This is a genomic window from Bradyrhizobium sp. SZCCHNRI2009 (genome assembly GCF_032485115.1).
In the GTDB taxonomy this organism is placed as follows: domain Bacteria; phylum Pseudomonadota; class Alphaproteobacteria; order Rhizobiales; family Xanthobacteraceae; genus Bradyrhizobium.
Map to the genome: position 1 here is coordinate 129,161 of NZ_JAUEUH010000002.1, position 23,848 is coordinate 153,008.

Genomic DNA, 23,848 nt, shown 5'->3' on the forward strand with positions numbered 1-23,848 from the left:
CTCACGCGTTCCGCGGCGAGACCAGCATGCGTCCGCGCATTTCCATGTGCATGGCGTGGCAGAACCATGTGCAGAAATACCAGTACACGCCGGGCTTGTCGGCGATGAACGTCACCGACGAGGTCTGCTGCGGATCGATCTCCATGTTGACGCCGTAGTTGACGATGCAGAAGCCGTGCACCAGATCCTCGACGTCGTCGATGTTGGTGACATAGACCGTCACCTCGTCGCCCTGCTTGACCTCGAACTTCTCGAGCGCGTAGGCGGGCGCGCTGGACCACATATAGACGCGCACCTTGTTGCCGTCGCGGATCACCTTGGCGTCGCTCTCCAGCGTGACGCCGTCGGCTGCGGCCTGCTTGCGGGCGTCGGCAAAGAACGGGTCGTCGCGCTTCCAGATCGAGGTCACGCGGCCCTCGAGCTTGGAGCGGTGCACGATCACGGCGTCATGCGGCTCAGCGAAGCTCGGGCCGTCATGCACCAGCTCCATCTTGTCGCCGGAGATGTCGATCAGCTGGTCGTTCTCCGGCTTGAGCGGGCCGACATTCAGGAAGCGATCCTTGGAGAACTTGTTCAGCGACAGCAGCCATTTGCCGTCGGCTTCCTTGGTCTCGCCCATCGAGGCGTGGTTGTGGCCCGGCTGATAGTGGACGTCGAGCTTCTGGATGATGGGGTTGACCTTCTCGCCCTTGAAGGCGCGCTTGGCGAGATCGAGGCTCCATTTGCAGACCTGGCTGTCAAGGAACAGCGTGGTGTAGGCGTTGCCCCGGCCGTCGAAGGCGGTGTGCAGCGGCCCGAGGCCGAGCTCCGGCTCGGCCACGACGACGTCGCGCGGCTTGATCTTGTCGTCGAACAGGTTGTCGATCAGGCGGACGTCGATCACCGTGACCGTCGGCGCCAGCTTGCCATTGGCGACGACGTGGATGCCATCGGGGGCCGTGTTGAGGCCATGCGGACTGTTGGAGACCGGCACGTAGCGCGTGTAAGGCGATCCTTTGCGGCCGTCGATCACGGGAACGCCGTTCATCTCCTTGAAGTCGCCCTTCTTGACGGCCTCCTCGATGCGCTTGATGTTGAAGATCGTGACCCAGTCCTGTTCGCTTGCCGTCATCTCGGCCAGGGTGACGCCCTTCTCAGAGTTGTAGCAGGTCGAGAACGCATATTTGCCCTGGTAGTCGCAGTCGGTGTTGTCGAGATTGCCGTCGACGATCACCTGCCAGGCGACCTTCATGGTGTCGCCGTCGACGGCCGAGAACATCGACCAGTATTTCGACTTGTCGTCGAGCACCTTGCCGTCGTTCGGCAGCGGCACCTCATATTCGCCGTTGCAGAAAACGTAACCGGTGCGCGGGAACTTCTGCGGACGCATGCCGTGGATGGTGTACTGGTTCGGCAGCTCGATGATCTTGTCGCATTTCATCACGTCGGTGCGAATGCGGGCGAGCCGGGTGTTGGCCTTGTCGTTGATGAAGATGTAGCGGCCGTCATATGTGCCGTTGGTGAACGACATGTGCGGATGGTGGCAGTCGCCGTTCATCCAGATGCCGAGCCGGTCCTTGAGCCGTTCGCGCGTCTCGGGCAGCAGCCCCTCGGTCATGATCTTGCGGCTCTCGTTGGTCTGGCCCCAGCCGGTGGCGCTGCACCGGTTGAAGACCGGAATGCGCATCAGCTCGCGCATCGAGGGCATGCCCACGATCCGCAACTCGCCGGTCTGGCCGCTGGAGAAGAATACATAGTACTCGTCGAGCTGGCCGGGCGCGACCTCCGCCTTGCCGGCGCCTTGCGCCGGTCGCGATTGTGCGGCGGCCGGCGTGGTCTCGACGCTCTTGCCGAGGCCGATGCTGCCGGCCACGCCGGCCGCGCCGAGCGCGGCGGTGCCGACGATTTGTCGGCGGCTGAGTTTCGTCTGGTCGTCGTCGTGCGCCATCGTCGTCTCCTTATGATGGATGAGTGAGATCGTCGGATTGAGCCGGCGCCGTTGTCGGCCGACCGGCATGGGTGATCACGGTCTTCGGACCGGCCTTGCCGGCGCGCATCGACGGCGATGACATCGCCTCGAACTTCTCGCGCTTGAGCCGGACCTGGATCATGTGCGGACAGCGCTGATCGTCGTAGTAGAGCTCCTGGCAATGCATGCAGTAGATGCATTCATTGACGTTGATGTGTCCCTCGGGATGGATCGACTGCACCGGACATTCCTTGGCACAGCGCTGGCAGGGCGAGCCGCACTCCTTCCAGCGACGCAGCCATTCGAAGGTGCGGATGCGTCCGGGAATCGCCAGCGCGGCGCCCAGCGGGCAGAGATAGCGGCAGAAGAAGCGTTCGATGAACAGGCCGATGCCGAGCAGCGCCGCGGCATACAGCACGAACGGCCAGCTGCGCGAGAATTTCAGGATGATCGCGGTCTTGAACGGCTCGATCTCCGCGACCTGCTCGGCGAGCGCGACCGAATACAGCGACAGCCCGAACAGGCCGAGGAAGATGATGTATTTGATCGGCCACAGCCGCTCATGCAGCCCCCAGGGCACCGTGATCTGCGGCACCTTGAGCCATTTTGCCACTGTGTTGGTCAGCTCCTGCAGCGCGCCGAACGGACAGAGCCAGCCGCAGAACGGCCCGCGGCCCCAGAACAGCAGTCCAGCCGCCGTTGCCGCCCACAGGATGAAGATCAAGGGCGCCGCGAGGAAGAACTCCCAATGGAAGCCGGTCAGCAGCGCGTTGACGAAGGTGACGACGTTGACGACCGAGAGCTGGGCGTTGGCGTACCAGCCGAGCCAGACCAGCACGAACAGCAGATAGGCGCGGCGCACCCAGGTGTAGAGCCGGGGACGGCGCACCAGAACGTTCTGGAAGAAGAAGATCCCTGTGAGCGCGGCCAGCGCCAGCGCGGTGATGCCGATGGAGACCGTCTGCGAGCGCCAGATGCGCATCCATAACGGCTCCTCGGTGTCGTCGGCGACCGGTTGCGCCGTGGTCGGGGCGGGACGCGCGGACGTCGCCTTCGCTGCCGACACAGCGGGGCGCGTCTGCTGCTTCAAGTAGGCGTCGGGCACCGTGTAGTCGACATCGAATGTCAGGAACGCCTTGTCGTGGCTGCCTGTGCTTCGTTGCACCAGGAGCTGGAGCTGCCATGGCTCGGTCGGGTCGAGCGTGAATTCGGGCGGCGTGATGAACAGTCCGATCTCGCGCAGGGCAGGGGCGCCGGCGGCGGTCAGCGCACCGAGTCGCATGTGGTTCTTGTCGCGGAGCCGTGTGCTTCCGCCCTCCTGCAGCACCTCGATACGGTCGAAGATGCCGCCTCGGACATAAGCGGAGCCCTTGAACGAGTAGACGCCGTCGCCGGCGACGACGATCGCCTGCTGTCCGGGCTGCAATCGCTGCTTGAGTCGCTGATAGCCCTCGTCGCCGAGCAGGCTGCGGCCGATCGTGGGCACGCTGGCCATGGCCACATAGAGATCGATGAAGGTGTCGCCGGCATCGCCGGGCTCCGGATTCTGCGCGGCCGCCGCATTGCCCGACTTGGCGAACGCGTCGTTGACGTCGCCGATGCTGAGATGCAGGCGCCGCACCGAGCCGTCGCCGAGCAGACTGCTCCAGTCGCGGATCTCGCTCTTGTCGGGATCGACCGTCTTGGTCACGCCGGGCTGCGCTGCGGCGGCGGTCGCCGCTGAGCCGGCGCCGATGCGGCCGCTGCGGATCAGGCGCGTGGCGGCGCGCACGATGCTGTCGTGCATCACCAGCACGGTGACCGTGGCACCTGAGACGATGTCGGCCTGCGGCGCATGTTCCGCGCCTTGCGCAATCGGCATCATGTCCTTGCCGAGCAGGCCGTTGAGTGCGGCAACGATGCGTGGCTGGGGAATGCCGATCAGCACGATCGGCTCTTTGTGATCGACCAGCTTCAGCCCGGAGATGACGCCCTTGGGATCGATGCCGACGAGGATGTGGATCGGCTTGCCCGAATAGCCGACGGAATTGGCGAAATCGGAGTTGAGATAGACGTAACCCTTGAGCTGATCGCCGCGATACACCGGCATGATCGGCGGCTCGCCTTGCGGCTCGCCGAAACGATCCGCATCCGGGAACAGCTCACCCGGCGTGATCTTCGAGAGGTAGGTTGCGAGATCGCCGGCCGCATGTGCTGCGCGCGGGGCCGCGATCGCGCAGAGCCCGATGAGGATTGCTACCAGGATAGCAGGCATGCGCCACCGATTGGTGGCGACATCACTCGCAACCATGATCACCTCAAGCGGAACGGACGGCCCGCGAAGGGGCCGTATTCCAGTCAGGACTGTTTCGGGGAAGGAAGGATCGTCGCCATTGACAATCCCTGAGCAAATAGAGCCAGGCTAAATTGACTCCTTATCGTGCCGGTTGTCTAGTGGGTCGCAATCCGACGGACGTTGCGCTGGATCAAACAAGCCAGGACAATCAGGCGGACCATCATATGTTGTTGACACGCACGCTCTCGCTCAAGTCGGAACCGGCCGGGAACCTGCATTCGATCGACGAGCTGTTCGCGCTCGCCAATGCGATGGAGCAGGAGGCGGCCGATCGCTACGACGAGCTGTCCGGAGAGATGCAGCGTCAAGGCCGGCTCGATCTGGCCGCTGTCTTCGCGAGGCTGGCCGCGGCCGAGCGCGAGCATGTCGACAGTGTCGCGCAATGGTCGCAAGCGCGAACGGGGCGTGCCCCCGATGCGTCGCTGGTGCGCTGGCAACCACCGGAGACCTTTGAGCCCGGCGTGGCACGCGAAATCCAGGACTCGCGGCTGATGACGCCGTACCGCGCGCTGTCGATGGCGGTGCGCAACGAGGAGCGGGCCTTTGCGTTCTGGTCCTATCTTGCGGCATTTGCCGATGATCCCGAGGTCAAGAGGGCGTCCGAGGCGATGGCGCGAGAGGAACTCGGTCATGTCGCGACGCTGCGCAAGGAGCGGCGCCGTGCCTATCATCTTGAGACCGACGCCAGGCGCGCGGCGTCGGTGGCGTCGGACGCCGGCACGATCGACGCCGGCCGGCTGGAGCGTCGACTCGCCGAGTTGCTCGACGCGATGGCTGTGCGCGCCGCTGGCCGCCCGGCGGATCGCGTGCGCGAGCTTGCGCAGGAAGCCGCGGCAATGGCATCGGAGGTTGCGGACCTGTTGCGCCTGCCGGCTGGGCTCGCGCAAGCCGATGCAGCCGTGCTGGCGGAGGCGCTCGCGGACGCGTATCTGGAGCATGCGGAGCGAGCGACCGAACCGGACCGGCTCGATCTGATGCAGCGGCTGGCGTCGCAGGCGATCGCCCGGCTGGCCTGGCTGCGGTCGCTCGGTTGAGTCCGACTCCAGAACTCCGCGAAAGAGGCGAAAGACAAGGGTCGCCCAGCCAAGCTGGACGACCCGATCATCATGAGGCTCAGTTGCGGGTCGGCGCCGGCACGGCGGTGCGGTTCGCTGGCACCGTGACGGGCTGGAAGGAGAACACGTCGCGACTGCGCGGATCGACGGTCACCTTGAGCCAGCGCACGTCGTTGTTGCCGTTGCCCTGATTGTCGCCGAACGTTTCGACGCGAACGAAGTTCTCAAGCCGCTGGCCGGCACTGTTGAGGAAGGGCTGGTCGATCCGGAAGTAATGGGAATCGCCGTGGACGTAGGCGACCGGCTTGCGGAACGCCTCGACTTCGGTGCGCAAGGCGGTCAGAAAGCTGACGAAGCCATCGGGCTGCCCGTCGGTTTCGGCGAGCGTCCTGGGATCGCGCAGCGGCGCGCGCGTCGGATCGGCCTGGTCCCAGCCCGGGTTGCCCTGGGTGATGAACATCACCGCGGCGGAGTTGCGCCTCTTGGCTTCCGCGAAGGTCTGTTGCATCCACAGAATCACGGCCGCGTTGCGCGCGTTGTATTCGTCCGGATCGGGATTTGTGTCGCAGAGATTGTTGCAGGATCCCTGGATGTTGAGGGTCGCGTAGGTGACCCGGCCAACGGTCCAGCGGCGATTCTCGACGCAGCCGACCTTGGTGCCGTTGGCGCTCAGACACAGCGGATCGGTCTGCACCTCCTGGCGCAGCTTGCGCTGGCCGAGCGAAAACGGCGTCGAGAAGAACACCTTGCGCTCGTAATCGAGCCGGTCGCGCGAGTTGAAGCCGCCATTCGAGGGGCGATCGCAATCGACCCAGTCATTGTCGCCCGGGGTGAACATCGCGGGCGCCTCGAGGCTGTTGAAGAAAGCGAGCGCCTGGGCGTAGAGGCCGGCGTCGCAGGCGGAATTGGAGCCCTGCTTCAGGTCGCCATCGTGCGCCGTAAATTTCAGTCGATGGGCGTTCATGTCGGCGATCAGGTTGGGGACGCCGACGGTGGCCTGCAGCGTGGAGTAGGGCAGGTCGCCCCACAGGCCGATGGCGTAGCTGTCGTCATCGTCGTCGAAGCCATGGTCGTGCGCAAGGCTCGGCGCGGCAGCGGAAAACGCCAGCAAAGACACCGTGACGGACAATGCGAGCAATTCATGAAAGGCAGATTTGAAAGATGATCGAAGTGACATTCTGCAAGATCCCCCAAGACCTCGGTTGCACCGCGCCGCTTCGTTCAAGCGGCGGCGGGACGATGCGGAGGCTCGATAACGGGGGCGTGACGATCGGCTGACAATCCGCTGACGGCGTCACGATGTTGCAATTCGGTGCACCATCAATGTCGTCGCCGCGCACAATGCGCAGATGGCCCGCCGCAACGTGTGCGGCGGGCTGTTCTTGACAGCGGCAGACTCCCGGTCGATCAGCGGTCGTCGCCGTATCCGTGCTCACCGTGGTCGTGATGATGCCAGCCGCCGTCGTGATCGTGATCGCCATCGTTATCGCCGAAGGCGAACAGATTCATCAGGTCGCCGATCGCAGGACGGTTCTTCGGCACATAGCGGTTGTCGTCCCGGTCATGGATCGGATTGGGGAGTCGGTCGCGGCTGACGGCGGAGATCGTGGGCAGCCGCCAGTTGCGCTCGATGAATTTCAGCAGCGAGACGTGATCGTAATAGGTGTGGTCGACATGACCCTTCTTGGCCAGCGGCGAGACCAGGATGAAGGGAATGCGGGTGCCGTCGCCGAGGAAGTCCACCGGCTGGACATAGCCGGAGTCATAGTAGCCACCGCCCTCGTCCGTCGTGATGAAGATCGCGGTCTTGGCCCAGAGCTGCGGGTTGGCCTTGACGCGATTGATCAGGGCCTCGAGGAATTTTTCGTAGAGGTCGGTGGTCGAATCGGCGGGATGCCCGGCGAGCGCCTCGAACGGACGCACGAATGACACTGCGGGCAGCGTGTTGTTCTGCACGTCCTTCACGAAGGCGCCGTAGTTCTGCAGCTTGGCTTCCTCGGCGGGGTTCTTCATGATGTTGTTGAAGCCGGTGAGCGGGTCGCAGATGCCGCAATAGGAGTGGAACAGCAGCGGCACACCGTCGACGCTCTTGGCGAAGGTGGTGGCATCGTCACCGCGGTCGGCGCTGTAGTATTTCCAGGACACGCCTTTTGCGGTCATCACGTCGGCGATGGTCGGCGCGCTCTGCGGCGGCAGCACGAATTTGTCCGAGCCGAGGGCATTCGGCTTGGCGCTGGTCTGGTTCCAGAACATGCTGTAGTTGTTGACGAGATAATAGTGGTTCGGCGCGCAGTTGTTGCTATAGACGCCGTTCTTGAAAAGCTGCTCGTTGACGGCGGCGACGCCGGGCGCGCTGGGGTCCGAGCAATTGACGTAGGAGCCGCCGCTGTAACCGTCCTGCTTGTAGTAGTTGTTGGTGCCGGGAACCGGATCCGGATTCTCGATCTGGTTGGCGTAGGGCACGGCGGGGGCGCCGTTCAGCGTCTCGGGATTGGTGAAGAACGCGGCGTGGCCGGTCACGAGCGCCTGGAAGTTGGCTCCGGTGCCGCCCATGATCGCCTGATGATAGTTGTCGCTGATCGCATACTCGTCGGCGAGCTGCTTGAAGAACGCTGCGTCACCGGGCTGGGCCTTGCCGGCGGCGTCGGTGAACGGGTTCATATTGTAGAAGCCCATCGAGATGGCGCCTTCCATCGGGTTGAACCCGCCGGCCGGATAGGGCTGACCGTTCGAGCCGGTGCCGATGGTCTGCTCGACCCACACGAATTTGTCGTGCTTGCCGCCGTCGATGTCCTGCCACATCTGGAAGAAGCGGTGCACTGGATCTCCGGTGTAGGCCGCATAGGAGACGTATTTCGAAATCTGGTACGGGCCGTTGGGAAGATTGGCCGGGAAGCGGGTGTCGAGGACGTTCTGCGGCAGGCCGATCCCGTAGGTGGTGTAGGGCTGCGGCAGTGTCGCATAGGCGCCGGTGGACGCGGTCTCGGCAGTGTAGCGAACCTCGTCGCGGCCGATCCGCTGCTCCGCCTTCTTGAAATGCCGGCCCGGCGTGCCGTCTTCGTTGACGATGCCCTTGCTGAGCAGATTGTCGATCGTCTGACCCGCCTTCGGCTTGTAGGTGCCGAACAGATTGTCGAAGGTGTGGTTCTCGCCGACGATGATGATGACGTGCTCGATCGGCGTACTCGTCGCCGGTTCGGCGAAGGCCGGCGCGACGCTGGTCGCGGTGAAGACGGCGGTGGTCGCAAGGGCGAGCGCCTTGGACCGTGTGACTGTTCTGGTCATGAGATCTCCGGACGGAGGAGGGTGGTGGCGCGCGCATGCTGATGGCCGCTTGCCTGCGACGATCTATCGCGGCAACAAATTGCAACGTGGTGTCGGTCTTGCTTCGGTTTTGTGAAATGCGCCGAGCAGCGCGGATACTGGACACGCACGTCACAGCACCAGCTTGGCAGCGCGTGTGCCGCCAGGAGCTTGACTCCATTGCTGTCGGGAGCCAGCGCTCGCCGGGCTATGGACCGGTGATACTGGTCAGAGCTGGCCGGGCACCCAGCTCAGCGCGAGGGCTTGGCCTTGCGCGATCTGGCTGGCCGACATTTTGGATGCGACGGCGTTGCGAAGCCGCAGGAAGTAGCTGCGCTGGGTCGACTTGGCATGTCCGGCAGCAAGGTTCAGCCATTTGTAGGCGAGCACGACGTCCTGTGGAACGCCATGACCCTTGTCGTACATCAGGCCGAGCATCGCTTGGCCGAACGGATTGCCGGCTGCGGCGGCCTGACAATAGAGATCGCTCGCGACCTCGTAGGCCTGCGGGGTTCCAAAGCCGTTTTCATACATGAAGCCGAGCATCGCCTGAGCGCGTGGATCGCCGCGCAGGGCAGGCGGGGTCAGCATGCGCACGGCGCGGACGAAGTCGCCGCGCGCATAGGCGATGCGTGCGGTGCTGACCGAATCGGCGCGAACGGGCGAGGCGAGTGCTCCGAGCAGCAGGATGGCTGCGGTGCAGGCGATGGTGAGGCGCCCCATCGTCGGCCGGATCACTTGGCTGGGGTCAACGGGTGGTGCGGACACGCAAATCATCCGTGATGCTCGCTCCGACTGATCCGCGGAGCTTGGAACGGAGTTCTTCTGCCACCTGATGCGCATCGCTGCCGTCGCGGATGATCTGCGGCCGGATGAAGATGATGAGCTCGGTGCGCGTACCCTTCTTGCCCTGATGCGAGAACGCGTCGCCAAGAACCGGAATCTCGTCGAAGGCCGGAATGCCGTTGCGATTGCCGGTCTGCTGCTCGCTGATCAGGCCCGCCAGCAGCACGGTCTGGCCGTTGGCGACCGAGATGGCGCTCTTGACCTTGCGCTGCGACACCGTCGGCGTGAGACTCGCGGCGGTCTGGGCCGCGACGTTGCTGATCTCCTGCTCGACCTCGAGCCGCACATTGCCGTTGGCGGCGATGCGCGGCACGACGCGCAGGATGATGCCGGTGTTGCGATAGTCGATGGTGTTGACGACAGTATTGCTCGACGACAGTACGGTCGCGCTGCCGGTCGATACCGGCACGACGTCGCCGACCTGCAGGGTGGCGGTCTGGTTGTTGATCACGACCAGCGAGGGATTGGAGAGCACCTTGACGCTGGTGACGGTATGGAGTGCGTCGAGGATCATGTTGGGCGAGGCGTCGTGTCCGATCAGGAAGTTGAAGCCGGGCAGAGCGCGGTTGATCAAGGCCGTCGTCGCCGCGGATGTCGTCGCTGTGGCGACCGACGTGGCTTGCGTATTGGTGATCGATCCTTTGTCGGTCCCGAGGCCGAGCACCTTGCTCGAAAGATAGGCCTGCACGCCGTAGGACAGCTCGTTGGTGAGCGTCACTTCGGCAATCGTGGCGTCGATCCCGACCTGCAGCACCGGCTGGTCGAGCTGCTGCAGCGTGTTGGAGATGATGCGGTAGTTCTCGCGGTCGGCATAGATGAGCAGCGAGTTGTTCACGGTGTCCGGGGTGATCCGGACATTCGGCATGATGGCCTGGCCTCCGCCAGCACCACTGCTGCGTGGCTCCAGCCCGGTCGAGGACGGCGTACTGCTGGAGGACGATGTGCTCGAAGATGACATGCTCGAGAGACCACCGGCTTGGGACCGGCTCGTCGGATTGGCGCTCGAACCCGATGATCCCGCTGCATTTGTGTTGAAGGAGAGCCGATCGGCGACCGATGTCGTCGTGCCGTCGGACCCCGGCGCGGTCTGGCCGTCGGCGCCGTCGGTGGAGGACGAGCCGGCGCCGCCGAACATGTCGGTGAGCACCTTGGCGAGCTGGCGCGCGTCGCCGTAGCGGACCCGGTAGACGTGGACGCTGGTGCGCCCGGAGTCGGCCTGATCGAGCCGGCGGATCCAGGTTGCCGCGCTCTGCAGCAGCGCTGGCTTGCGCGTCACGACCATGATCGCGTTCAGGCGATTGACGACCTGCAGCTTGACGAGATTCTGGCTCAATCCGTTCTCACCGGAGTCCATGATCTTCTCCAGCTCCGCCATCAAAGGCTCTGGCGCCGAATTGCTGACCGGGAAGATGCCGACGGACTGGCCGCGCATCCAGTCGACGTCGAAGCTCATCACCGTTTCGATCGCGGAGCGTCGCTCGGCTCCTGTGCCCTGGATCAGAAGCAAGTTCCGGGTAGTGTCGGCGCGCACGCTGCCGGCGCGAGTCGCGAAGCTGTCCATCAGCTTGAGGATCGTCTGCGCACCGACATATTGCAGCGGCACGACGGAGACGCCGTAGCCGGGCTCGGCGCGGCCGGCCTCGCCGTCGACGCGTCCGGCGCCGATGGCGTCGCCGAGCGGGGTCAGCTTGTAGCCGCCGCCTTCGCGGACCAGCACGACGCCGGACAGGCGCAGCGCGCTCTCCAGCACGAACAGGATGTCGGATTTCGGCACCGGCCGCGCCGACACCAGGCTGACGCTGCCCTGCACGCGGGGATCGATCGCGTAGCCCGCGCCGAGGATGTCGCCGATCACGACCTTCGCAACCACTGCGATCGGCGTGTTCTCGAAATTGAGGTCATAGCCCTTGCCATCGGCCGCCGGAAGCGGCCTGACCTCGGCGACCTCCTGAACCGTGGTCCCCTGATATGTCCGCGCGCTCGCGCGCTCGACCTCGGGGCGTCCCTGGATCGATGCGACCGGTCCACTGTCGCGCGGCAGGATATCGAGCGAGCGCACCTTGTCGATGACGTCGACATCGGCCGGCGCGCTGGCCTGGGAATTGAGCGTTGCCATGTTGCAGGAGGCGAGCAGCACCGCAATCGCCAGCAGCGAGGCAGGTCTGACAACCGCAGCGGACTGGCTTCGATTGCCGATACGAAACATGGACTTACCGATCTACTCGTGTTGACCGGCCGAAACGCAGCAGCGCCTCGTTTAGACCGCGCAGCCTGCATAGCGGTCCAATATGACACTTATGTATAATTGGCGGCTGCCGCCCGACCTTTGCGCCGCATGTGTGTCGGAAATGTCGGCGCCTCCGGCATTCGTACAGCCGTCATGTTCGCGATCAATAACGTGGGTCACCAGTAGCGGCGTGCCGAGACGTTGGGGCCGGCACGGGCGCCACCCGGATCACGCCATGAGCGGTACACTGTCGACCCAATTTCATGCCTATCTTCGCGAGCGCCATCCCCAGGCGGCGGGCGAAGGCGGAGCTGCGGGCGAAACGCAGATCGCGCTCTGGGACAGGTTCGGCCTGACCGCCGACGTTTTCGCGGAGGAGGTCGCCGGCTTCACCGGACTGCAGCGCGTCGCGCTGCGCGAACTGATGGCGGCACTCCCCGCGGTGAGCGAGTTCTCCGACCGCTTCCTCCGCGAGGTGCTCGGCTATCCATACAAAGATTCTGACGGCGCCGCCGTGTTCGCGATGGCCGATCCGACCGATCAGGCCGTGCGCCGGGCCGCCGAACTGGTGCTCGGCCCGCAGACTCTCTTCAAGGTCGCCTCGCATGAGGATATCGCCGTCGTCCTCGACCAGCGGCTTGGCGATTCCGACGACGCCGAGATCTCGCCGGCACAGGAGATCCGTGACGACGACATCGAAAGTCTGCGCGATCTCGCCAGCGGCGCGCCGGTCGTCCGCGCGGTGAACGATCTGATCGAGAAGGCGGTGGAGATGCGCGCCAGCGACATCCACATCGAGCCGTTCTCGACCGGCCTCGTGGTCAGGCTGCGTGTCGACGGCCTGTTGCGTCCGATCGCAGCGCCCTCAGGCGTGCTGCCGCAGGCAGTGATCTCGCGCATCAAGATCGTCGCCGGTCTGAACATCGCCGAGCGGCGCCTGCCGCAGGACGGCGCGGCGCGCATTCGCGCTGGCCGGGCCGAAATCGACGTCCGCGTCGCGGTCATGCCGACCCAGCACGGGGAATCGGCGGTGCTGCGCATCCTGCCGAAGGATCGCTCGCAGCTGGTTGCGAGCCGCCTCGGCCTCGCGACCCGCGACGACGCTGCACTCCGGCGCCTGATCACGCTGCCGCACGGCATGATCGTGATCACGGGGCCCACCGGCAGCGGCAAGACCACGACCCTGGCGACGATCCTGTCCATGCTCAACACGCCGGAGCGCAAGATACTCACTGTCGAGGATCCGGTGGAATATGAGATCCCCGGCATCAATCAGTCTCAGATCAAGCCGGCGATCGGGCTGACATTTGCGAGCGCGCTGCGCTCCTTCGTGCGTCAGGATCCCGACGTCATCATGGTCGGCGAAGTCCGAGACAGCGAGACGGCGCATGTCGCTGTCCATGCTGCGCTGACCGGCCATCTGGTGCTGACGACGCTGCACACGGAAACCGCCGCGGCGGCGGTGCCGCGCCTGCTCGACCTCGGCGTCGAAGGCTTCTTGTTGCGGTCGACCCTGCGCGCGGTGATCGCGCAGCGGTTGGTGCGCCAGCTCTGCGATCACTGCAAGACGCCGAAGCCGCTCGATGAGGACACGTGTCGCCAGGACCCACGCCTCGGTCATCTTGGCCTCGTCCCCGGCGACATCACCTGGCACCCGAGGGGATGCGAGCGATGCGGCCAGAGCGGCTATCGAGGCCGGGTTGGTGTGTTCGAACTGCTCGAGCTGAGCAGCGGTCTGCGCGAGCTGATCGCGGATCGTGCCGACGGCCTCGCGATCGATCGGCTGGCGATCCGGGAAGGCATGACGACGATGCTGGACGACGGCGTTGCCAAGTGCCGCGCCGGCGTCACCTCGGCCTCCGAGCTGCTTCGTGTCCTCGTTGCGCGGTGAGGTGGATCGTGCCGAGCTACCGCTATCGCGCTCTGACGCAGTCTGGTGAAATCGTCGTCGGATCTCTCGTCGCGCCGTCGCGCAGCGAGGTCGAACGGCGCATCTCGTATCTGCAACTGCTGCCGATCGAAACCGTGGAGGAAAAGAAGGAGCGGACGGGGGCTGCGTCCGGGTTCTCGTTCGGCGCTCCGTCCGCGGCTGAAGTGACCACTTTCACGCGCGACCTGGCCCTGCTGCTCAAGGCCGGCGCGCGGCTCGACGACGCGCTCGACCTGCTGTCCGGCGACTCCGACATCGGCCGCCTCCGTCCCGTGGTGGCGCGGCTGCGCGCGGCGATCATGGCCGGCGAAAGCTTCGCCGACGCGGCGGCCGCCCAGCCGCAGCTGTTCTCGCCGATGTATGTCGCGCTGATGCGCGTCGGCGAAGCGTCGGGAACGCTCGATCACGTGCTGACTGCGCTGGCCGGCGAACGCGAGCGTTCCGAGGCGACGCGACGCAAACTGACCGACGCGATGCAATATCCCGCCTTCGTCTTCCTCGCGGCGATCGGCGTGATGCTGTTCTTTCTCGTGGCCGTGCTGCCGAACTTCTCTGCCGTGCTGCGCGACTTCGGCGGCCGTGCCGATACCGCGCTCGGCTTCTTCATGACGATGTCGGATCTGCTGCGCGCCAATGCAGTTGCGATCACGCTCGGCTGTGCGGCGCTGCTTGCGGCAGGCTGGTGGCTGTTGCGTCAGCCCGCGGTTCGCGCCGGCCTGACCAGTGTGTTGGCGGTGACGCCCGGCATCGGCAGCCTCCTGCTGTTCTATCGGACCAGCCTGTTCTGCCGCAATCTCGGCCTGCTGCTCGGCTGCGGCGTCAATCTGAGCGCCGCCCTGCGCATCCTCGTTGACGTGATGGCGGTGACGTCGTCGCGCGCGCCATGGTCGGCGGCGGCGGATCGCGTCCGTCACGGCGGCAAGCTGTCCCAGGCGCTGTCGGCCGACAACATGCTGCCGCCGATGGCGCTGCGCATGCTGCGGCTCGGCGAGGAGACCGGCCAGTTGCCGACGCTGTCGACCCGGATCGCCGAATTCTACGAAGCCAAGCTGCAGCGGGGACTCGACCGTGTCGTCGGCATCGTCGGTCCCGCCGCCATTCTGCTGATCAGCGTGGTCGTCGGTGGCCTGATCGTCTCGATCATGACGGCCCTGCTTTCGGTGACGCAACTGGTCGGCTGACCGCCATCAAGGAGAACGACATGAGATCAGATACCCAGATCGAGCCGGCCACGAGGGCCGGGCGCGAGCAGGAGCGCGGCTTCACGCTGGTCGAGATGCTGGTCGTGATCACGATCATCGGACTGATCATGGGGCTGATCGGTCCGCGCGTTCTGAACTATCTCAGCGAATCCAAGACCAAGGCGGCGCGGATCCAACTGCAGAGCTTCTCGGCGGCGCTCGATCTGTTCTATCTCGATGCCGGCCGCTACCCCTCGACCTCGGAAGGTCTCGCGGCGTTGGCGCAACGGCCGGCCGGACTGAGCGCCTGGAACGGCCCCTATCTCAAGGGCGGTGCCGTGCCGAAGGATCCGTGGAATACGGCCTATGTCTACCGCGCGCCGGGCGACCACGGCCCGTATGACATCCTGTCCTACGGTGCCGATGGCCAGGAGGGCGGCAGCGGAACGGCGGCGGACATCGTCCTGGGAACGCCGACGCAGACGAGCGCGCGCAGTGAGTGACGACGGCCAGCGCGGCTTCACGCTGCTCGAGATGGTCTGCGTGCTCGCGATCGTCGCGCTGCTGGCGTCCGTCGCGCTGCCTTATCTGCCGCGACAGACGTCGCGGCCTCGGCTGCAGGCCTATGCGCTGCAAGCTGCGGTACTCCTGAAGTCCGATCGTGCCTCGTCGATGCGGACAGGTACGCGCGTCGACACTGAGATCGACACGTCGCGCCGCTTGATCCGCTCCGGTAGCGGCGCGGCTGCGTTGAAGCTGCCCGACGACGTCGCGTTCCTGGCGACGTTGCCGCGCAGCTGCCAGCATCGGCCGGTGCTGGCGACGATCAGCTTCTTTCCTGATGGCCTGTCCTGCGGCGGCGCGATTACCTTGTCGCGCGCCGATCTGAGCCTGGAGATCAGGGTGAACTGGCTGACGGGGAGGATCGACATTGTCTCGCGCGCGCTTGCCAATGGTTGATATAGGCGACCGGAGTGACGCAGGCTTCACGCTGATCGAGGTGCTCGTCGCGCTTGCCATCGTCAGCGTGTCGATCATCGCCATCGGCGCCGTGGTGTCGCGCAACGCGGCCAGTGTTCGCAAGCTCGAACAGCATGTCACCCTGGTCACCGACATGAGGCTGGCATTGGCAACGGTGCTGGCTGATCGCAGCCGGCTGCAGCCGGGCAGGATCGATCAGCGCTCCGGCTCTGGGGCGGTGGTGCTGCAAGTCAGGCCGCTCGGTGGTGATTGGAATGAGCCGGCCGGGCAGACCGGGTGGATTCCGGAGGCAGTGACCTTGCGTGTGAAGACCGGCTCGGGCGCCGTCGCCGATGTGCAGACGGTTCGCCTCGCGCGAGGAGCGCGCTGATGCGCGTCCCACCCGATCGACCGAAACAGCAGGGCTTTGCGCTGATCGAGGCGCTGGGCGCGCTCGCGATTGCCGGAATCGTGTTGTCGGCGCTGGCTGCGGTGACGTCGCAATGGCTGCCGGCATGGAAGCGCGGACTGGATCGCGTGCAGCGCGCCGAGATGGTGGCCGCCGCGCTGCGGCGGGTCGGCGATGATTTCGCTGCCGTGCAGTTTGTTTCGGCCAATCGCGAGCAGAAGGGACCGCTGTTCGTGGGCGACGAGGTCTCGGCGATGTTCGTGCGCGCCGAGTTTGGTCCGAATGCGGGACATGGCCTCGATATCGTGCGCATCGGCGAGGAAGGGGGCAGGGGCGAGCGCGCTCTGCGGCGATCGCGTGCCGCGTTCGAGCCCGTGTCGGTCGGCCAGCCCGTGACCGAGCATTTCAAATTCGTCGATCCCGTGGTGCTGCTGTCGGCGCCGTTCCGGATGTCGTTCGCCTATGCCGACAGGACGATGGCCTGGACGACGGAATGGCGCGATGCGACCAAGCTGCCGTCCGCCGTCCGCATGACGATCTACGACGACAGCCGTGGCGGCGCGGCCGTACTCGTCAGCGCAGTCCGTATTCAGGTCGATGCGCCGGGGGGCGGTTTTGCCGATACGGGAGCGGGCGGCACCGCGAACCAGCCAGCCGTGGCCGAGCCGGCCCAACCGAACAAGAGCGAGCCGGTCGACTGATGCCCGTTCGCTTCTTCAGCAATGGCTCTGCCGACCGGCGCGGCGCGCAGGATGGCTTCATCCTGATCGCGGCGCTGTGGATGCTCGCGGCGCTGGCGGCCCTCGTCGTGGTCGTCTCGCAGCAGCTGGGCAGCTCGGCGCGGTTGCTGCGGCTCGAAGACGAGGCGGTCGAGGCCGATGCGCTGATCTCGGCGGCCATCGAACTGTCGGCCTATCGCCTGCTGCTGTCCAAGGAGGAGGAACGGCCGCGGCAGGGCGGTTTCCGCCTGGCGCTTGCAGGCAACGACATCGCGGTCTCGTTCGTCAACGAAGCGGCGCGGATCGATCTCAACACGGCCTCGAAGGACATGCTCGAAAACCTCTTCGTCACGCTGGGCGTCGACCGGGATGCCGCCAAGGATCATGCTGAGCGGGTGGTCGCGTGGCGCTCCAAGCCATCCGATGCAGCCAAGGCCCAGGCGGAGGAGGCGCGCTATGCGGCGGCCGGTCTCAAGCGTGTCCCGCGCCTGGCGCCGTTCGCGCATGTCGGCGAGCTGTCGCTCGTCCTCGGCATTCCCGCATCGCTCGTCGATCGGGTCCTTCCGCTGGTGACCGTCTTCAACGGCTCTCCCGGAATCGATCCGACGATCGCTGCGCCGGAGGTCGTTGCAGCGTTGCCGGGAATGACGCCGCTGATCTTGAAGGATTTCCTCAACGCAAGGGCGTCGCTGTCACAGGATGCCGATACGCTGGCCAAGACGCTCGGTCCTGTTGCGAAGGATGCCGCCAAGGGCAAGAGCAAGGCCTATCGGCTGCGCATCGTCGTCGGTCCGGCGGGCGGGCTTCGTCATGCGGCGACGGCGGTGATCGTTCCCGGCGAAGGCGAGGAGCCTTATCGGCTGCTGGCGCGCCAGGACGAGGGGCCGCAACCGAGGGGAGCGCTTCAGGCGCGGGGAATGCCATGAAGCTGACCGAAGCGATCGAGCGCGGACTGACGGTGTGGACGGCGAGCGTCGCGACGGCGATCGAAGCCGTGGCCGATCGGCTGCTCAGACGTCCGCAGGTCCTGGTCCGCCATGACCGAACAGAAAGCGTCGCCTTGACGATTCAGGCGCAACCGAAGGCGAAGGTGAAGCCGATGCCGGCGCCGGCAAGGGTGAATCCGGCGGCCGGCGCTGCGCAGGCCGGGCTCTCGCCGGAGTGGCTGCGAACGTTGCGCGGCGCCGCGCTGGAAATCCATCTGGCCGCCGAGAGCGTCCTGGTCCGCCCGCTCGACTTTCCGAGGCAGGCCGAGCCGTTTCTCGATGGCATGATCCGGACTCAGATCGGCAGGTTGACGCCGTGGAATCTCGATCAGGTCCTCTACGGTTGCAGCGCCCCGCGCGCAGTCGGGGATCGGATCGCGCTGACGCTCGCGGCGACGCCGCGCGCTCTGGTCCAGCCCTTGCTTGCCTTGGCCGATCAGGTCGGCGCCGCCAGGCTCGTCATCACCGCCGATGTCGACTCAGCCGATGGCGGCCAGATCCAGATCTTCAAGACGTCGCTGCGCTCGTCGCTTGCCGGCGGGCGCGATCTCGGGCGCGTGCTCAAGCTCGGCTGGCTGTCGGTTGCTGCGACCACGGCCGTGCTGCTGATCGCGACAACATTGATCGGCGGATTTCTCGATGGCGAGCTCGAAGATGCGCAGGCGCAGGTCACGCGGCTGCGCGCGGCGCTGCGGCCCGCGATGGGCGCCACCGCCGCCGACGGGCTGCTCGCCAAGCGCAAGCAGACCAGTCCCGCCAGCGTCATCGTGCTCGACACGCTGTCGAAGATTCTGCCCGACGGGACGTATGTCGTCGAGATGCATGTCGAGAACGATCGGCTGCAGATCTCCGGCCTGACCCAGGACGCCCCCGCGCTGATCCGGCTGATCGAGCAGTCGCCGCAGTTCAGCCGCGCCACCTTCTATGCGCCGACGACGCGCACCGCCGGGGAAGCGGGCGAGCGTTTCCATATCGAGGCGCGCATCAACGCCTATTTCGGGGATCGGGCATGAACTGGGCGACATCGCTGCGCCGGATCTTCGTGAACTCGCCGGCCGCTTCTGCGATCCTCTATGCGGCGACCATCGTCGCACTGCTCTGGCTTGGTGCTGCAGCGGTCGCCGATCTCGTCGCCAAGCGCGACCAGCTCAATGACACCAACGCGCAACTGGCGCAGTTTTCCGGACGCAAACGGCCGGACAGCAGTTCCTCCTCGGACAGCGTGACGGCTCCGGGCGGATCGGTGTTCGTCGAGGGACGAACGGTCACCATCGCGGGCGCGGCGCTGGTGCAGCGCCTCACGGAGGCGATCAGCAAGGCCGGCGGCAGCGTGCTGTCGACCCAGGTCGAGCTACCGGCGGCGCGCGGCAACGAGAACCTGATCAGCGTCGTCGCCAGCTGCGAGCTCGAACAGCCGGCGTTGCAGCAGTTGCTCTATGATCTCGAAGCGGGATTGCCGTTTCTCTTCGTCGATCAGCTGCACGTGCAGCAACCGCTGGCGGCCGCGACCGGCGGTGTGGGGCGACTGACGGTGCTGGTCACCGTGTCGGGCCAATGGCAGGGAAAGATGTGATGCGATCGTTCGTCGGTTCAGGTCTCGTCACCGTTGCGACCGTATGCGTGCTTGCAGCTTCGCTCGGCCGTGCCTGGGGTGAGACGGCGGATGGTCTCGAGCCCGCTGCGCCCGTGCAGGCCGCGCCCGGCGCCTCCGACCCGCCGGCCGTTTCCGAGGTGCTCAGCGCGCAAGTCCCGGGGCGCAGGAGTGCCAACCCGCTGTGGGATGTTCCGATCAGTGCTCTCTCGGCGACGCGCGACCGTCCGATCTTCTCGGCCTCGCGCCGGCCGCCACCGGTTGCCGCACCCGTCATGGTCATGCGAGCGCCGCCGCCCCCGCCGCCGCAAGAGCCGGAACGACCAAACCTGCAGCTCGTCGGCACGGTGATCGGCGACGAGGAGAGCTTCGGCATCTTCGTCGATGCCTCGTCGCAGGCGTCGCTGCGCTTGCGGGTCGGCGCCTCGCATGAGGGATGGGTGCTGCAGTCGCTGCGACCGCGTGAGGCCTCGCTGCTGAAGGCGCCGGAGACCGTCACTCTGCAAATGCCGCAGCTCGGCACAGCCGGCAGCGGCGACGTGCAGGCGGGACCGATGACCCCGCCTGCGCCGCCGGGCGGACGCGAGCGGATGGCGCGGCGGGCGCGTTGAGGTCACGGCTTACCGCATTCAGAAGGTCACGAGCAATTCGCTCGCGGTGGCCTGCAGAGCGAGTACGGCAAGCAGGCCGAGGACGAGGAACGGGCCGAACGGCAGCGCCGTTTGGCCTGTCAGCCGGCGGCCCATGATGAAGAGGACGAGCGCTGCGGCGAGTGCCGTCGTCGCGGCGATGAGCAGCAGGATCGGCATATTTGGCAGGCCGGCCCAAAGCGTCGCAGCCATCAGAAACTTGACGTCGCCGAGGCCCAATCCTTGGCGGCCGCGGGCCATTGCGTAGAGCAGCCGCAGCAGCAGCAGCGCCGAGCCGAGGGCGAGGGCTGCGGCGCAATTCCACAGTGCCTCGGGGAGATCGACAAGCGTCGCCAGTCTTGCGAAGCCGCTGGCGGCGACCAGCGCATTCATCCAGTCCGGCAGCAGCCCGCTGCGCAGATCTGTCCAGATCAGTCCGGCGCAGGTCAGGAGCAGCGCGACGATCGTAACGATGTTGATGGCGTCGGTCACGCAGCCCTGGAATTCGCGGGGTCGGATCGCCCGAGCATAGGCCAGCTCAGGCTGCGAGCGATAGTCCCGCCATCATCAGGCCGATTGCGGCGACCCAGCCACCGACTGCGCGCACCGCGATCCCGCGCCAGCTCGATACCGGCTCGGTCTCAGGACGCCTGAAGGTGACCGCCAGCGCCATCACGAGGGTGATGGTGACGTAGCCCGCACTGGCGAGACCGGCGGCGTAGAGGAGGCGGTCGGTCTGCGGCACGAGCTCGCCGGCATTGGCGGCGCCGCGCATCACGCCGAGCACGAATGCAATCATGCTCAGCAGGACCACGGGAATGCGCAAGGCCGCCGCCAGCAGCAGCCCGAGAATCAGAATGGTCGCGGCATCGCCGAGTGGAGACACCGCCGTTGCGCCAGAGCCGGCGGCGAGTGCAAGCCCCGTGCACAAGCCGAGCGGGAACACCACGACCAGCCAGCGTCCGCTCGCTGTACCGAGCGAGCCGGCCAGCAACCCGAGGGCGACCCAGACCACGACGTCCTGCAGCGCGAGCAGCGGGTGCAGGGCGCCGGCGTAGAAGTCGCCGAGCCGGGCCGACACGATATGGGCATCAGCGAGCTGCGCTTGCGTCAGCAGCAGCGCCGATGCGAGCAGGGCGGTCCGGCGGTACGTGCTCATGCCGCGACTCCGAGGCTCGCGACGAGGAAGTAGCCGCCGAGCGCGGCGATGGCTGCTCCGACGCCTTGGATGATGCGCTCGCCGCCGGGCCAGCGCGCGAGCGCGCCGATGGTGATGCCGCAGGCGTGGAGAAGACCGGTCGCGACCACGAAGCCGCAGCCATAGGCCAGGGGATTTGCCGCCGTCGGAAGCTCGACGCCGTGCGCGTGGCCGTGAAAGATGGCGAAGATCGCAACGATGATGGCCGCAACTGCAAACGGGACACGGATGCGGATCGCGACCGCGAGCCCGAGCACCAGCGCCGACAGCGCGATGATGAGCTCCGGGACGGGCAATCCGACCTTGAGGATTCCCAGGACGGCCCCGAACGCCATCACCAGCGGGAAGACGACCGGCAGGATCCAGATCGCCGCGCCGCCGAGCTGCGCGCCCCAGATGCCGACTGCAACCATCGCGACCAGATGATCCAGCCCCGTCAAGGGATGCAGCAGGCCGCTGGCCAGCCCGCCGCCGACGCCCGTCTGCTCGTGGGCAAGGCTCGGATTCGCTGTCAGCAGCGAGAGCAGCGCCGCACCCAACACGGCGTGCAGGAGTTTGCGCGCGATCATGTTCGTCCCATTCGTCATCATGCGGCCGCCAGAACCCGCACCAGGCGGCCCAGGAACCAGAACATCGATACCGAGCCGATTGCATAGGCCGGCAGCTCGGCGCCCCAGCGCGGCAGCGCCGCGCCGAGGCGGCGATGTGCCCAGATCAGCGCCAGCACCAGCAGCACGAATAGGATCTGTCCGATCTCGACGCCGACATTGAAGAAGAGCAATGCCGCAGGCAGGATCCGTCGTTCGAGCCCGAGGCCTGCGAGCGCACTGGCGAAGCCGATGCCGTGCACCAGACCGAAGCTGAAAGCGACGGCCCATGGGTAGCGGGCGGTCAGCCCGATCTCGCCGCGCTGCTGTTTGACGATCTCGACGCCGACAAACACGATGCTGAGCGCGATGCAGGCGTTGAGCGGCCCTTCGGCGACGCCGATCCATCCGAACGCCGTTGCGGCCAACGAGGCGCTATGGCCGATCGTGAAGGCCGTGATCGTCTTGAGCAGGCGCCAGCCGCCCTGGACGATCCAGATCAGGCCGAGCACGAACAGCAGGTGATCGGCGCCGAGCAGGATGTGGTCAATGCCGAGGTTGACGTATGTCTTGGCGAGCTCGAGCCAGGTGTCGAGCGTCGGCGCATCGGTGCCCAGCACGGTCACGACCGGATTGGCCGCAGAGATCGTGTAGCTGCGCGTCTCTCCAGCGAGCGACGTCACGCGGATGATGGCGGCCGACATGTCCTCGCCGAGATTGGCGATCGTCATCTGCCCGACGAGGCCCTTGTCGCCGCAATTGAGCTCCGGCAGGCGCAGGTAGCAATGCGGGGGCATCTTGAGATCGATGCGGTTGACGCCATCCTTCGGCAAGGTCGTCCATCGCCCGATATAGACGCCGGAGCGCATCTCGCGAAACTCGAGCACGGCGATCGTCGCCTGATGCGCAGCCGCCGGCCGCCCGGGCAGCAGCGCTGCGAGCGCGAGCACGATGGCGATCAGGGCGCGCGCGCCGGTCACGGCTCGTACCTGATCGTGTAGTTGGCCTTGAGCCGGCTCACCGCCTCCCAGGCCCGTTTCCGTGTCTCTTCGGTGTGCCAGATCTTGGCCGCCTCGGCGCTGACGTCCTCGAGCTTCGCCGGGGCGCCCGGCTTCCGGGCGTCGAGACGAACCACGTGCCACCCGTCCTTCGACTGCAGCAAGGTCCATTCCTGGAGGGGCGCCTTGAGCAGGCCGTCGCTGAAGCCGTCGCCGAAGCCGGCGGCCAGGCTCGGCACCGGTCGGTCGAGAATCGCGCGCGTCTGATCGCGCAGCTCCTCGGATTCGCGCTGCTCGCGAATGTCGTCCAGATAGCGCCGCGCCGTCGCTTCGTCGCTGGGTGGCGTCATGAAGAAGCTGACACGCTCGGGCTCGTCGAACCGGGCATGATTGTCGGCGAACCAGGCGCGCAACTGCTCCTCGCTCGGCTGTGGCACGCGCACCTGATCGAAGATCAGATATTGCAGCTTGAACGCGACACGGTCGCGGATCATCTCGTCGCCGCGGTCAACGCCGAGCGTCTTGCCTTCCCGATAGAGGATTTCGCTGGCGACCCAGGCCTCGACCATCTTCTGCAGCTCGGCCTCGCTCGGGGTCCGCTGCTTGTCCTCGTCGAACGTGTCGATGAAGGACTGGCGCAGGGCCTTGGTCACGGTGATGACCTTCTCGTCCTTCGCCGGCGGGTGGATGATGGCATCGGCCGCGAAGATCAGGCCACCGAGAACGAGGAAGTGCAGGAGCGGCTCCCTGCTGAGCCCGCGCAGGGCGGTCACGGATGATGATCGCGCAGGGGAAGAGCTGTTGCCATCTTGCTGATTGGAGCGTGCAGGGGCGCTCTCGAAGGTCTGCGCCGCATTCGACATGGCAGGGGCTGACATACGTTCTTTACAACTCGGACCGCGCTCGTTGCGCGGCGCGTATATGCAACGGCACACTTGCCGTTGTC

General features: G+C 66.1%; 23 protein-coding genes. 11 read left to right on the top strand and 12 right to left on the bottom strand.

Features of this window, described 5'->3' with window-relative positions:
* Position 1: 1 nt before the first annotated feature.
* Complete coding sequence (gene nosZ, locus QX041_RS08135) at positions 2 to 1,927, bottom strand: TAT-dependent nitrous-oxide reductase (RefSeq protein WP_315717460.1); 1,926 nt, start codon at positions 1,925 to 1,927, stop codon at positions 2 to 4.
* Positions 1,928 to 1,937: 10 nt separating this feature from the next.
* Positions 1,938 to 4,238, bottom strand: a complete 2,301-nt coding sequence (locus QX041_RS08140; RefSeq protein WP_316164898.1) for a 4Fe-4S binding protein — start codon at positions 4,236 to 4,238, stop codon at positions 1,938 to 1,940.
* Positions 4,239 to 4,447: 209 nt separating this feature from the next.
* Here QX041_RS08140 and QX041_RS08145 point away from each other — a divergent pair, with 209 nt between their 5' ends.
* Positions 4,448 to 5,317, top strand: coding sequence for a ferritin family protein (locus tag QX041_RS08145; RefSeq protein ID WP_315717461.1), 870 nt, complete (start codon positions 4,448 to 4,450; stop codon positions 5,315 to 5,317).
* Positions 5,318 to 5,396: 79 nt separating this feature from the next.
* On the opposite strand, the gene QX041_RS08150 is transcribed toward QX041_RS08145, so the two are convergent.
* The 5 genes from QX041_RS08150 to gspD all read right to left on the bottom strand — a co-directional run bounded on the left by QX041_RS08150 (position 5,397) and on the right by gspD (position 11,693).
* A complete protein-coding gene (locus QX041_RS08150; protein WP_315827799.1) occupies positions 5,397 to 6,515 on the bottom strand; it encodes a hypothetical protein in 1,119 nt (372 codons plus the stop codon).
* Positions 6,478 to 6,819, bottom strand: coding sequence for a hypothetical protein (locus tag QX041_RS08155; RefSeq protein ID WP_315827896.1), 342 nt, complete (start codon positions 6,817 to 6,819; stop codon positions 6,478 to 6,480). The genes QX041_RS08150 and QX041_RS08155 overlap by 38 nt, the downstream gene beginning before the upstream one ends.
* A complete protein-coding gene (locus tag QX041_RS08160; RefSeq protein WP_315827800.1) occupies positions 6,746 to 8,623 on the bottom strand; it encodes an alkaline phosphatase family protein in 1,878 nt (625 codons plus the stop codon). The genes QX041_RS08155 and QX041_RS08160 overlap by 74 nt, the downstream gene beginning before the upstream one ends.
* 246 nt (positions 8,624 to 8,869) lie before the next feature.
* Positions 8,870 to 9,418: a tetratricopeptide repeat protein gene (locus tag QX041_RS08165; protein ID WP_315827801.1), complete on the bottom strand. Its 549-nt coding sequence runs from the start codon at positions 9,416 to 9,418 to the stop codon at positions 8,870 to 8,872.
* On the bottom strand, positions 9,390 to 11,693 hold the full coding sequence (gene gspD, locus QX041_RS08170; protein ID WP_315827802.1) for a type II secretion system secretin GspD: 2,304 nt from the start codon (positions 11,691 to 11,693) through the stop codon (positions 9,390 to 9,392). The genes QX041_RS08165 and gspD overlap by 29 nt, the downstream gene beginning before the upstream one ends.
* A gap of 256 nt (positions 11,694 to 11,949) precedes the next feature.
* On the opposite strand from gspD, the gene QX041_RS08175 reads away from it, so the two are divergent.
* Genes QX041_RS08175 through QX041_RS08220 form a run of 10 tightly spaced genes read left to right on the top strand, consistent with a single transcriptional unit; the run spans position 11,950 to position 20,101 of the window.
* Entirely contained in the window at positions 11,950 to 13,605 is a 1,656-nt protein-coding gene (locus QX041_RS08175; RefSeq protein WP_315827803.1) for a GspE/PulE family protein, read from the top strand.
* 8 nt (positions 13,606 to 13,613) lie between these two features.
* Positions 13,614 to 14,825 carry a type II secretion system F family protein gene (locus QX041_RS08180; RefSeq protein WP_315827804.1) on the top strand — a complete coding sequence of 404 codons (1,212 nt, stop codon included), beginning with the start codon at positions 13,614 to 13,616 and terminating at the stop codon, positions 14,823 to 14,825.
* 20 nt (positions 14,826 to 14,845) lie between these two features.
* Positions 14,846 to 15,328, top strand: a complete 483-nt coding sequence (gene gspG, locus QX041_RS08185; protein WP_315827805.1) for a type II secretion system major pseudopilin GspG — start codon at positions 14,846 to 14,848, stop codon at positions 15,326 to 15,328.
* Complete coding sequence (locus QX041_RS08190) at positions 15,321 to 15,785, top strand: prepilin-type N-terminal cleavage/methylation domain-containing protein (protein ID WP_315827806.1); 465 nt, start codon at positions 15,321 to 15,323, stop codon at positions 15,783 to 15,785. Before gspG ends, QX041_RS08190 begins: the two co-directional genes overlap by 8 nt.
* Positions 15,778 to 16,176: a type II secretion system protein J gene (locus tag QX041_RS08195; protein ID WP_315717470.1), complete on the top strand. Its 399-nt coding sequence runs from the start codon at positions 15,778 to 15,780 to the stop codon at positions 16,174 to 16,176. Before QX041_RS08190 ends, QX041_RS08195 begins: the two co-directional genes overlap by 8 nt.
* On the top strand, positions 16,176 to 16,895 hold the full coding sequence (locus QX041_RS08200; RefSeq protein WP_315717471.1) for a type II secretion system protein: 720 nt from the start codon (positions 16,176 to 16,178) through the stop codon (positions 16,893 to 16,895). Before QX041_RS08195 ends, QX041_RS08200 begins: the two co-directional genes overlap by 1 nt.
* Positions 16,895 to 17,839, top strand: coding sequence for a type II secretion system protein GspK (locus QX041_RS08205; protein ID WP_315827807.1), 945 nt, complete (start codon positions 16,895 to 16,897; stop codon positions 17,837 to 17,839). The genes QX041_RS08200 and QX041_RS08205 overlap by 1 nt, the downstream gene beginning before the upstream one ends.
* On the top strand, positions 17,836 to 18,912 hold the full coding sequence (locus tag QX041_RS08210; RefSeq protein ID WP_316164899.1) for a PilN domain-containing protein: 1,077 nt from the start codon (positions 17,836 to 17,838) through the stop codon (positions 18,910 to 18,912). Before QX041_RS08205 ends, QX041_RS08210 begins: the two co-directional genes overlap by 4 nt.
* On the top strand, positions 18,909 to 19,472 hold the full coding sequence (gene gspM, locus QX041_RS08215; RefSeq protein ID WP_316164900.1) for a type II secretion system protein GspM: 564 nt from the start codon (positions 18,909 to 18,911) through the stop codon (positions 19,470 to 19,472). The genes QX041_RS08210 and gspM overlap by 4 nt, the downstream gene beginning before the upstream one ends.
* On the top strand, positions 19,472 to 20,101 hold the full coding sequence (locus tag QX041_RS08220; protein WP_316164901.1) for a hypothetical protein: 630 nt from the start codon (positions 19,472 to 19,474) through the stop codon (positions 20,099 to 20,101). Before gspM ends, QX041_RS08220 begins: the two co-directional genes overlap by 1 nt.
* A gap of 18 nt (positions 20,102 to 20,119) precedes the next feature.
* On the opposite strand, the gene QX041_RS08225 is transcribed toward QX041_RS08220, so the two are convergent.
* The 5 genes from QX041_RS08225 to QX041_RS08245 are packed head-to-tail and all read right to left on the bottom strand — an operon-like array spanning position 20,120 to position 23,765.
* Positions 20,120 to 20,611 (bottom strand): prepilin peptidase, encoded by a 492-nt coding sequence (locus QX041_RS08225; RefSeq protein WP_315768965.1) that lies wholly within the window; start codon positions 20,609 to 20,611, stop codon positions 20,120 to 20,122.
* Positions 20,612 to 20,657: 46 nt separating this feature from the next.
* Positions 20,658 to 21,278: a HupE/UreJ family protein gene (locus QX041_RS08230; protein ID WP_315717477.1), complete on the bottom strand. Its 621-nt coding sequence runs from the start codon at positions 21,276 to 21,278 to the stop codon at positions 20,658 to 20,660.
* Positions 21,275 to 21,886, bottom strand: coding sequence for a HupE/UreJ family protein (locus tag QX041_RS08235; protein WP_316164902.1), 612 nt, complete (start codon positions 21,884 to 21,886; stop codon positions 21,275 to 21,277). The genes QX041_RS08230 and QX041_RS08235 overlap by 4 nt, the downstream gene beginning before the upstream one ends.
* Before the next feature lie 17 nt (positions 21,887 to 21,903).
* Positions 21,904 to 22,884 carry a HupE/UreJ family protein gene (locus QX041_RS08240; RefSeq protein WP_316164903.1) on the bottom strand — a complete coding sequence of 327 codons (981 nt, stop codon included), beginning with the start codon at positions 22,882 to 22,884 and terminating at the stop codon, positions 21,904 to 21,906.
* Positions 22,881 to 23,765 carry a peptidylprolyl isomerase gene (locus QX041_RS08245; protein ID WP_316165434.1) on the bottom strand — a complete coding sequence of 295 codons (885 nt, stop codon included), beginning with the start codon at positions 23,763 to 23,765 and terminating at the stop codon, positions 22,881 to 22,883. The genes QX041_RS08240 and QX041_RS08245 overlap by 4 nt, the downstream gene beginning before the upstream one ends.
* Positions 23,766 to 23,848 lie beyond the last annotated feature (83 nt).

Coding starts and splice junctions, on each gene's coding strand:
- nosZ (WP_315717460.1), bottom strand. CDS start 1,927: ATGGCGCACGACGACGACCAGACGAAACTCAGCCGCCGACAAATCGTC.
- QX041_RS08140 (WP_316164898.1), bottom strand. CDS start 4,238: ATGGTTGCGAGTGATGTCGCCACCAATCGGTGGCGCATGCCTGCTATC.
- QX041_RS08145 (WP_315717461.1), top strand. CDS start 4,448: ATGTTGTTGACACGCACGCTCTCGCTCAAGTCGGAACCGGCCGGGAAC.
- QX041_RS08150 (WP_315827799.1), bottom strand. CDS start 6,515: ATGTCACTTCGATCATCTTTCAAATCTGCCTTTCATGAATTGCTCGCA.
- QX041_RS08155 (WP_315827896.1), bottom strand. CDS start 6,819: ATGGCGATCACGATCACGACGGCGGCTGGCATCATCACGACCACGGTG.
- QX041_RS08160 (WP_315827800.1), bottom strand. CDS start 8,623: ATGACCAGAACAGTCACACGGTCCAAGGCGCTCGCCCTTGCGACCACC.
- QX041_RS08165 (WP_315827801.1), bottom strand. CDS start 9,418: ATGATTTGCGTGTCCGCACCACCCGTTGACCCCAGCCAAGTGATCCGG.
- gspD (WP_315827802.1), bottom strand. CDS start 11,693: ATGTTTCGTATCGGCAATCGAAGCCAGTCCGCTGCGGTTGTCAGACCT.
- QX041_RS08175 (WP_315827803.1), top strand. CDS start 11,950: ATGAGCGGTACACTGTCGACCCAATTTCATGCCTATCTTCGCGAGCGC.
- gspG (WP_315827805.1), top strand. CDS start 14,846: ATGAGATCAGATACCCAGATCGAGCCGGCCACGAGGGCCGGGCGCGAG.
- QX041_RS08195 (WP_315717470.1), top strand. CDS start 15,778: ATGGTTGATATAGGCGACCGGAGTGACGCAGGCTTCACGCTGATCGAG.
- QX041_RS08200 (WP_315717471.1), top strand. CDS start 16,176: ATGCGCGTCCCACCCGATCGACCGAAACAGCAGGGCTTTGCGCTGATC.
- QX041_RS08205 (WP_315827807.1), top strand. CDS start 16,895: ATGCCCGTTCGCTTCTTCAGCAATGGCTCTGCCGACCGGCGCGGCGCG.
- QX041_RS08210 (WP_316164899.1), top strand. CDS start 17,836: ATGAAGCTGACCGAAGCGATCGAGCGCGGACTGACGGTGTGGACGGCG.
- gspM (WP_316164900.1), top strand. CDS start 18,909: ATGAACTGGGCGACATCGCTGCGCCGGATCTTCGTGAACTCGCCGGCC.
- QX041_RS08220 (WP_316164901.1), top strand. CDS start 19,472: ATGCGATCGTTCGTCGGTTCAGGTCTCGTCACCGTTGCGACCGTATGC.
- QX041_RS08230 (WP_315717477.1), bottom strand. CDS start 21,278: ATGAGCACGTACCGCCGGACCGCCCTGCTCGCATCGGCGCTGCTGCTG.
- QX041_RS08235 (WP_316164902.1), bottom strand. CDS start 21,886: ATGATCGCGCGCAAACTCCTGCACGCCGTGTTGGGTGCGGCGCTGCTC.
- QX041_RS08245 (WP_316165434.1), bottom strand. CDS start 23,765: ATGTCGAATGCGGCGCAGACCTTCGAGAGCGCCCCTGCACGCTCCAAT.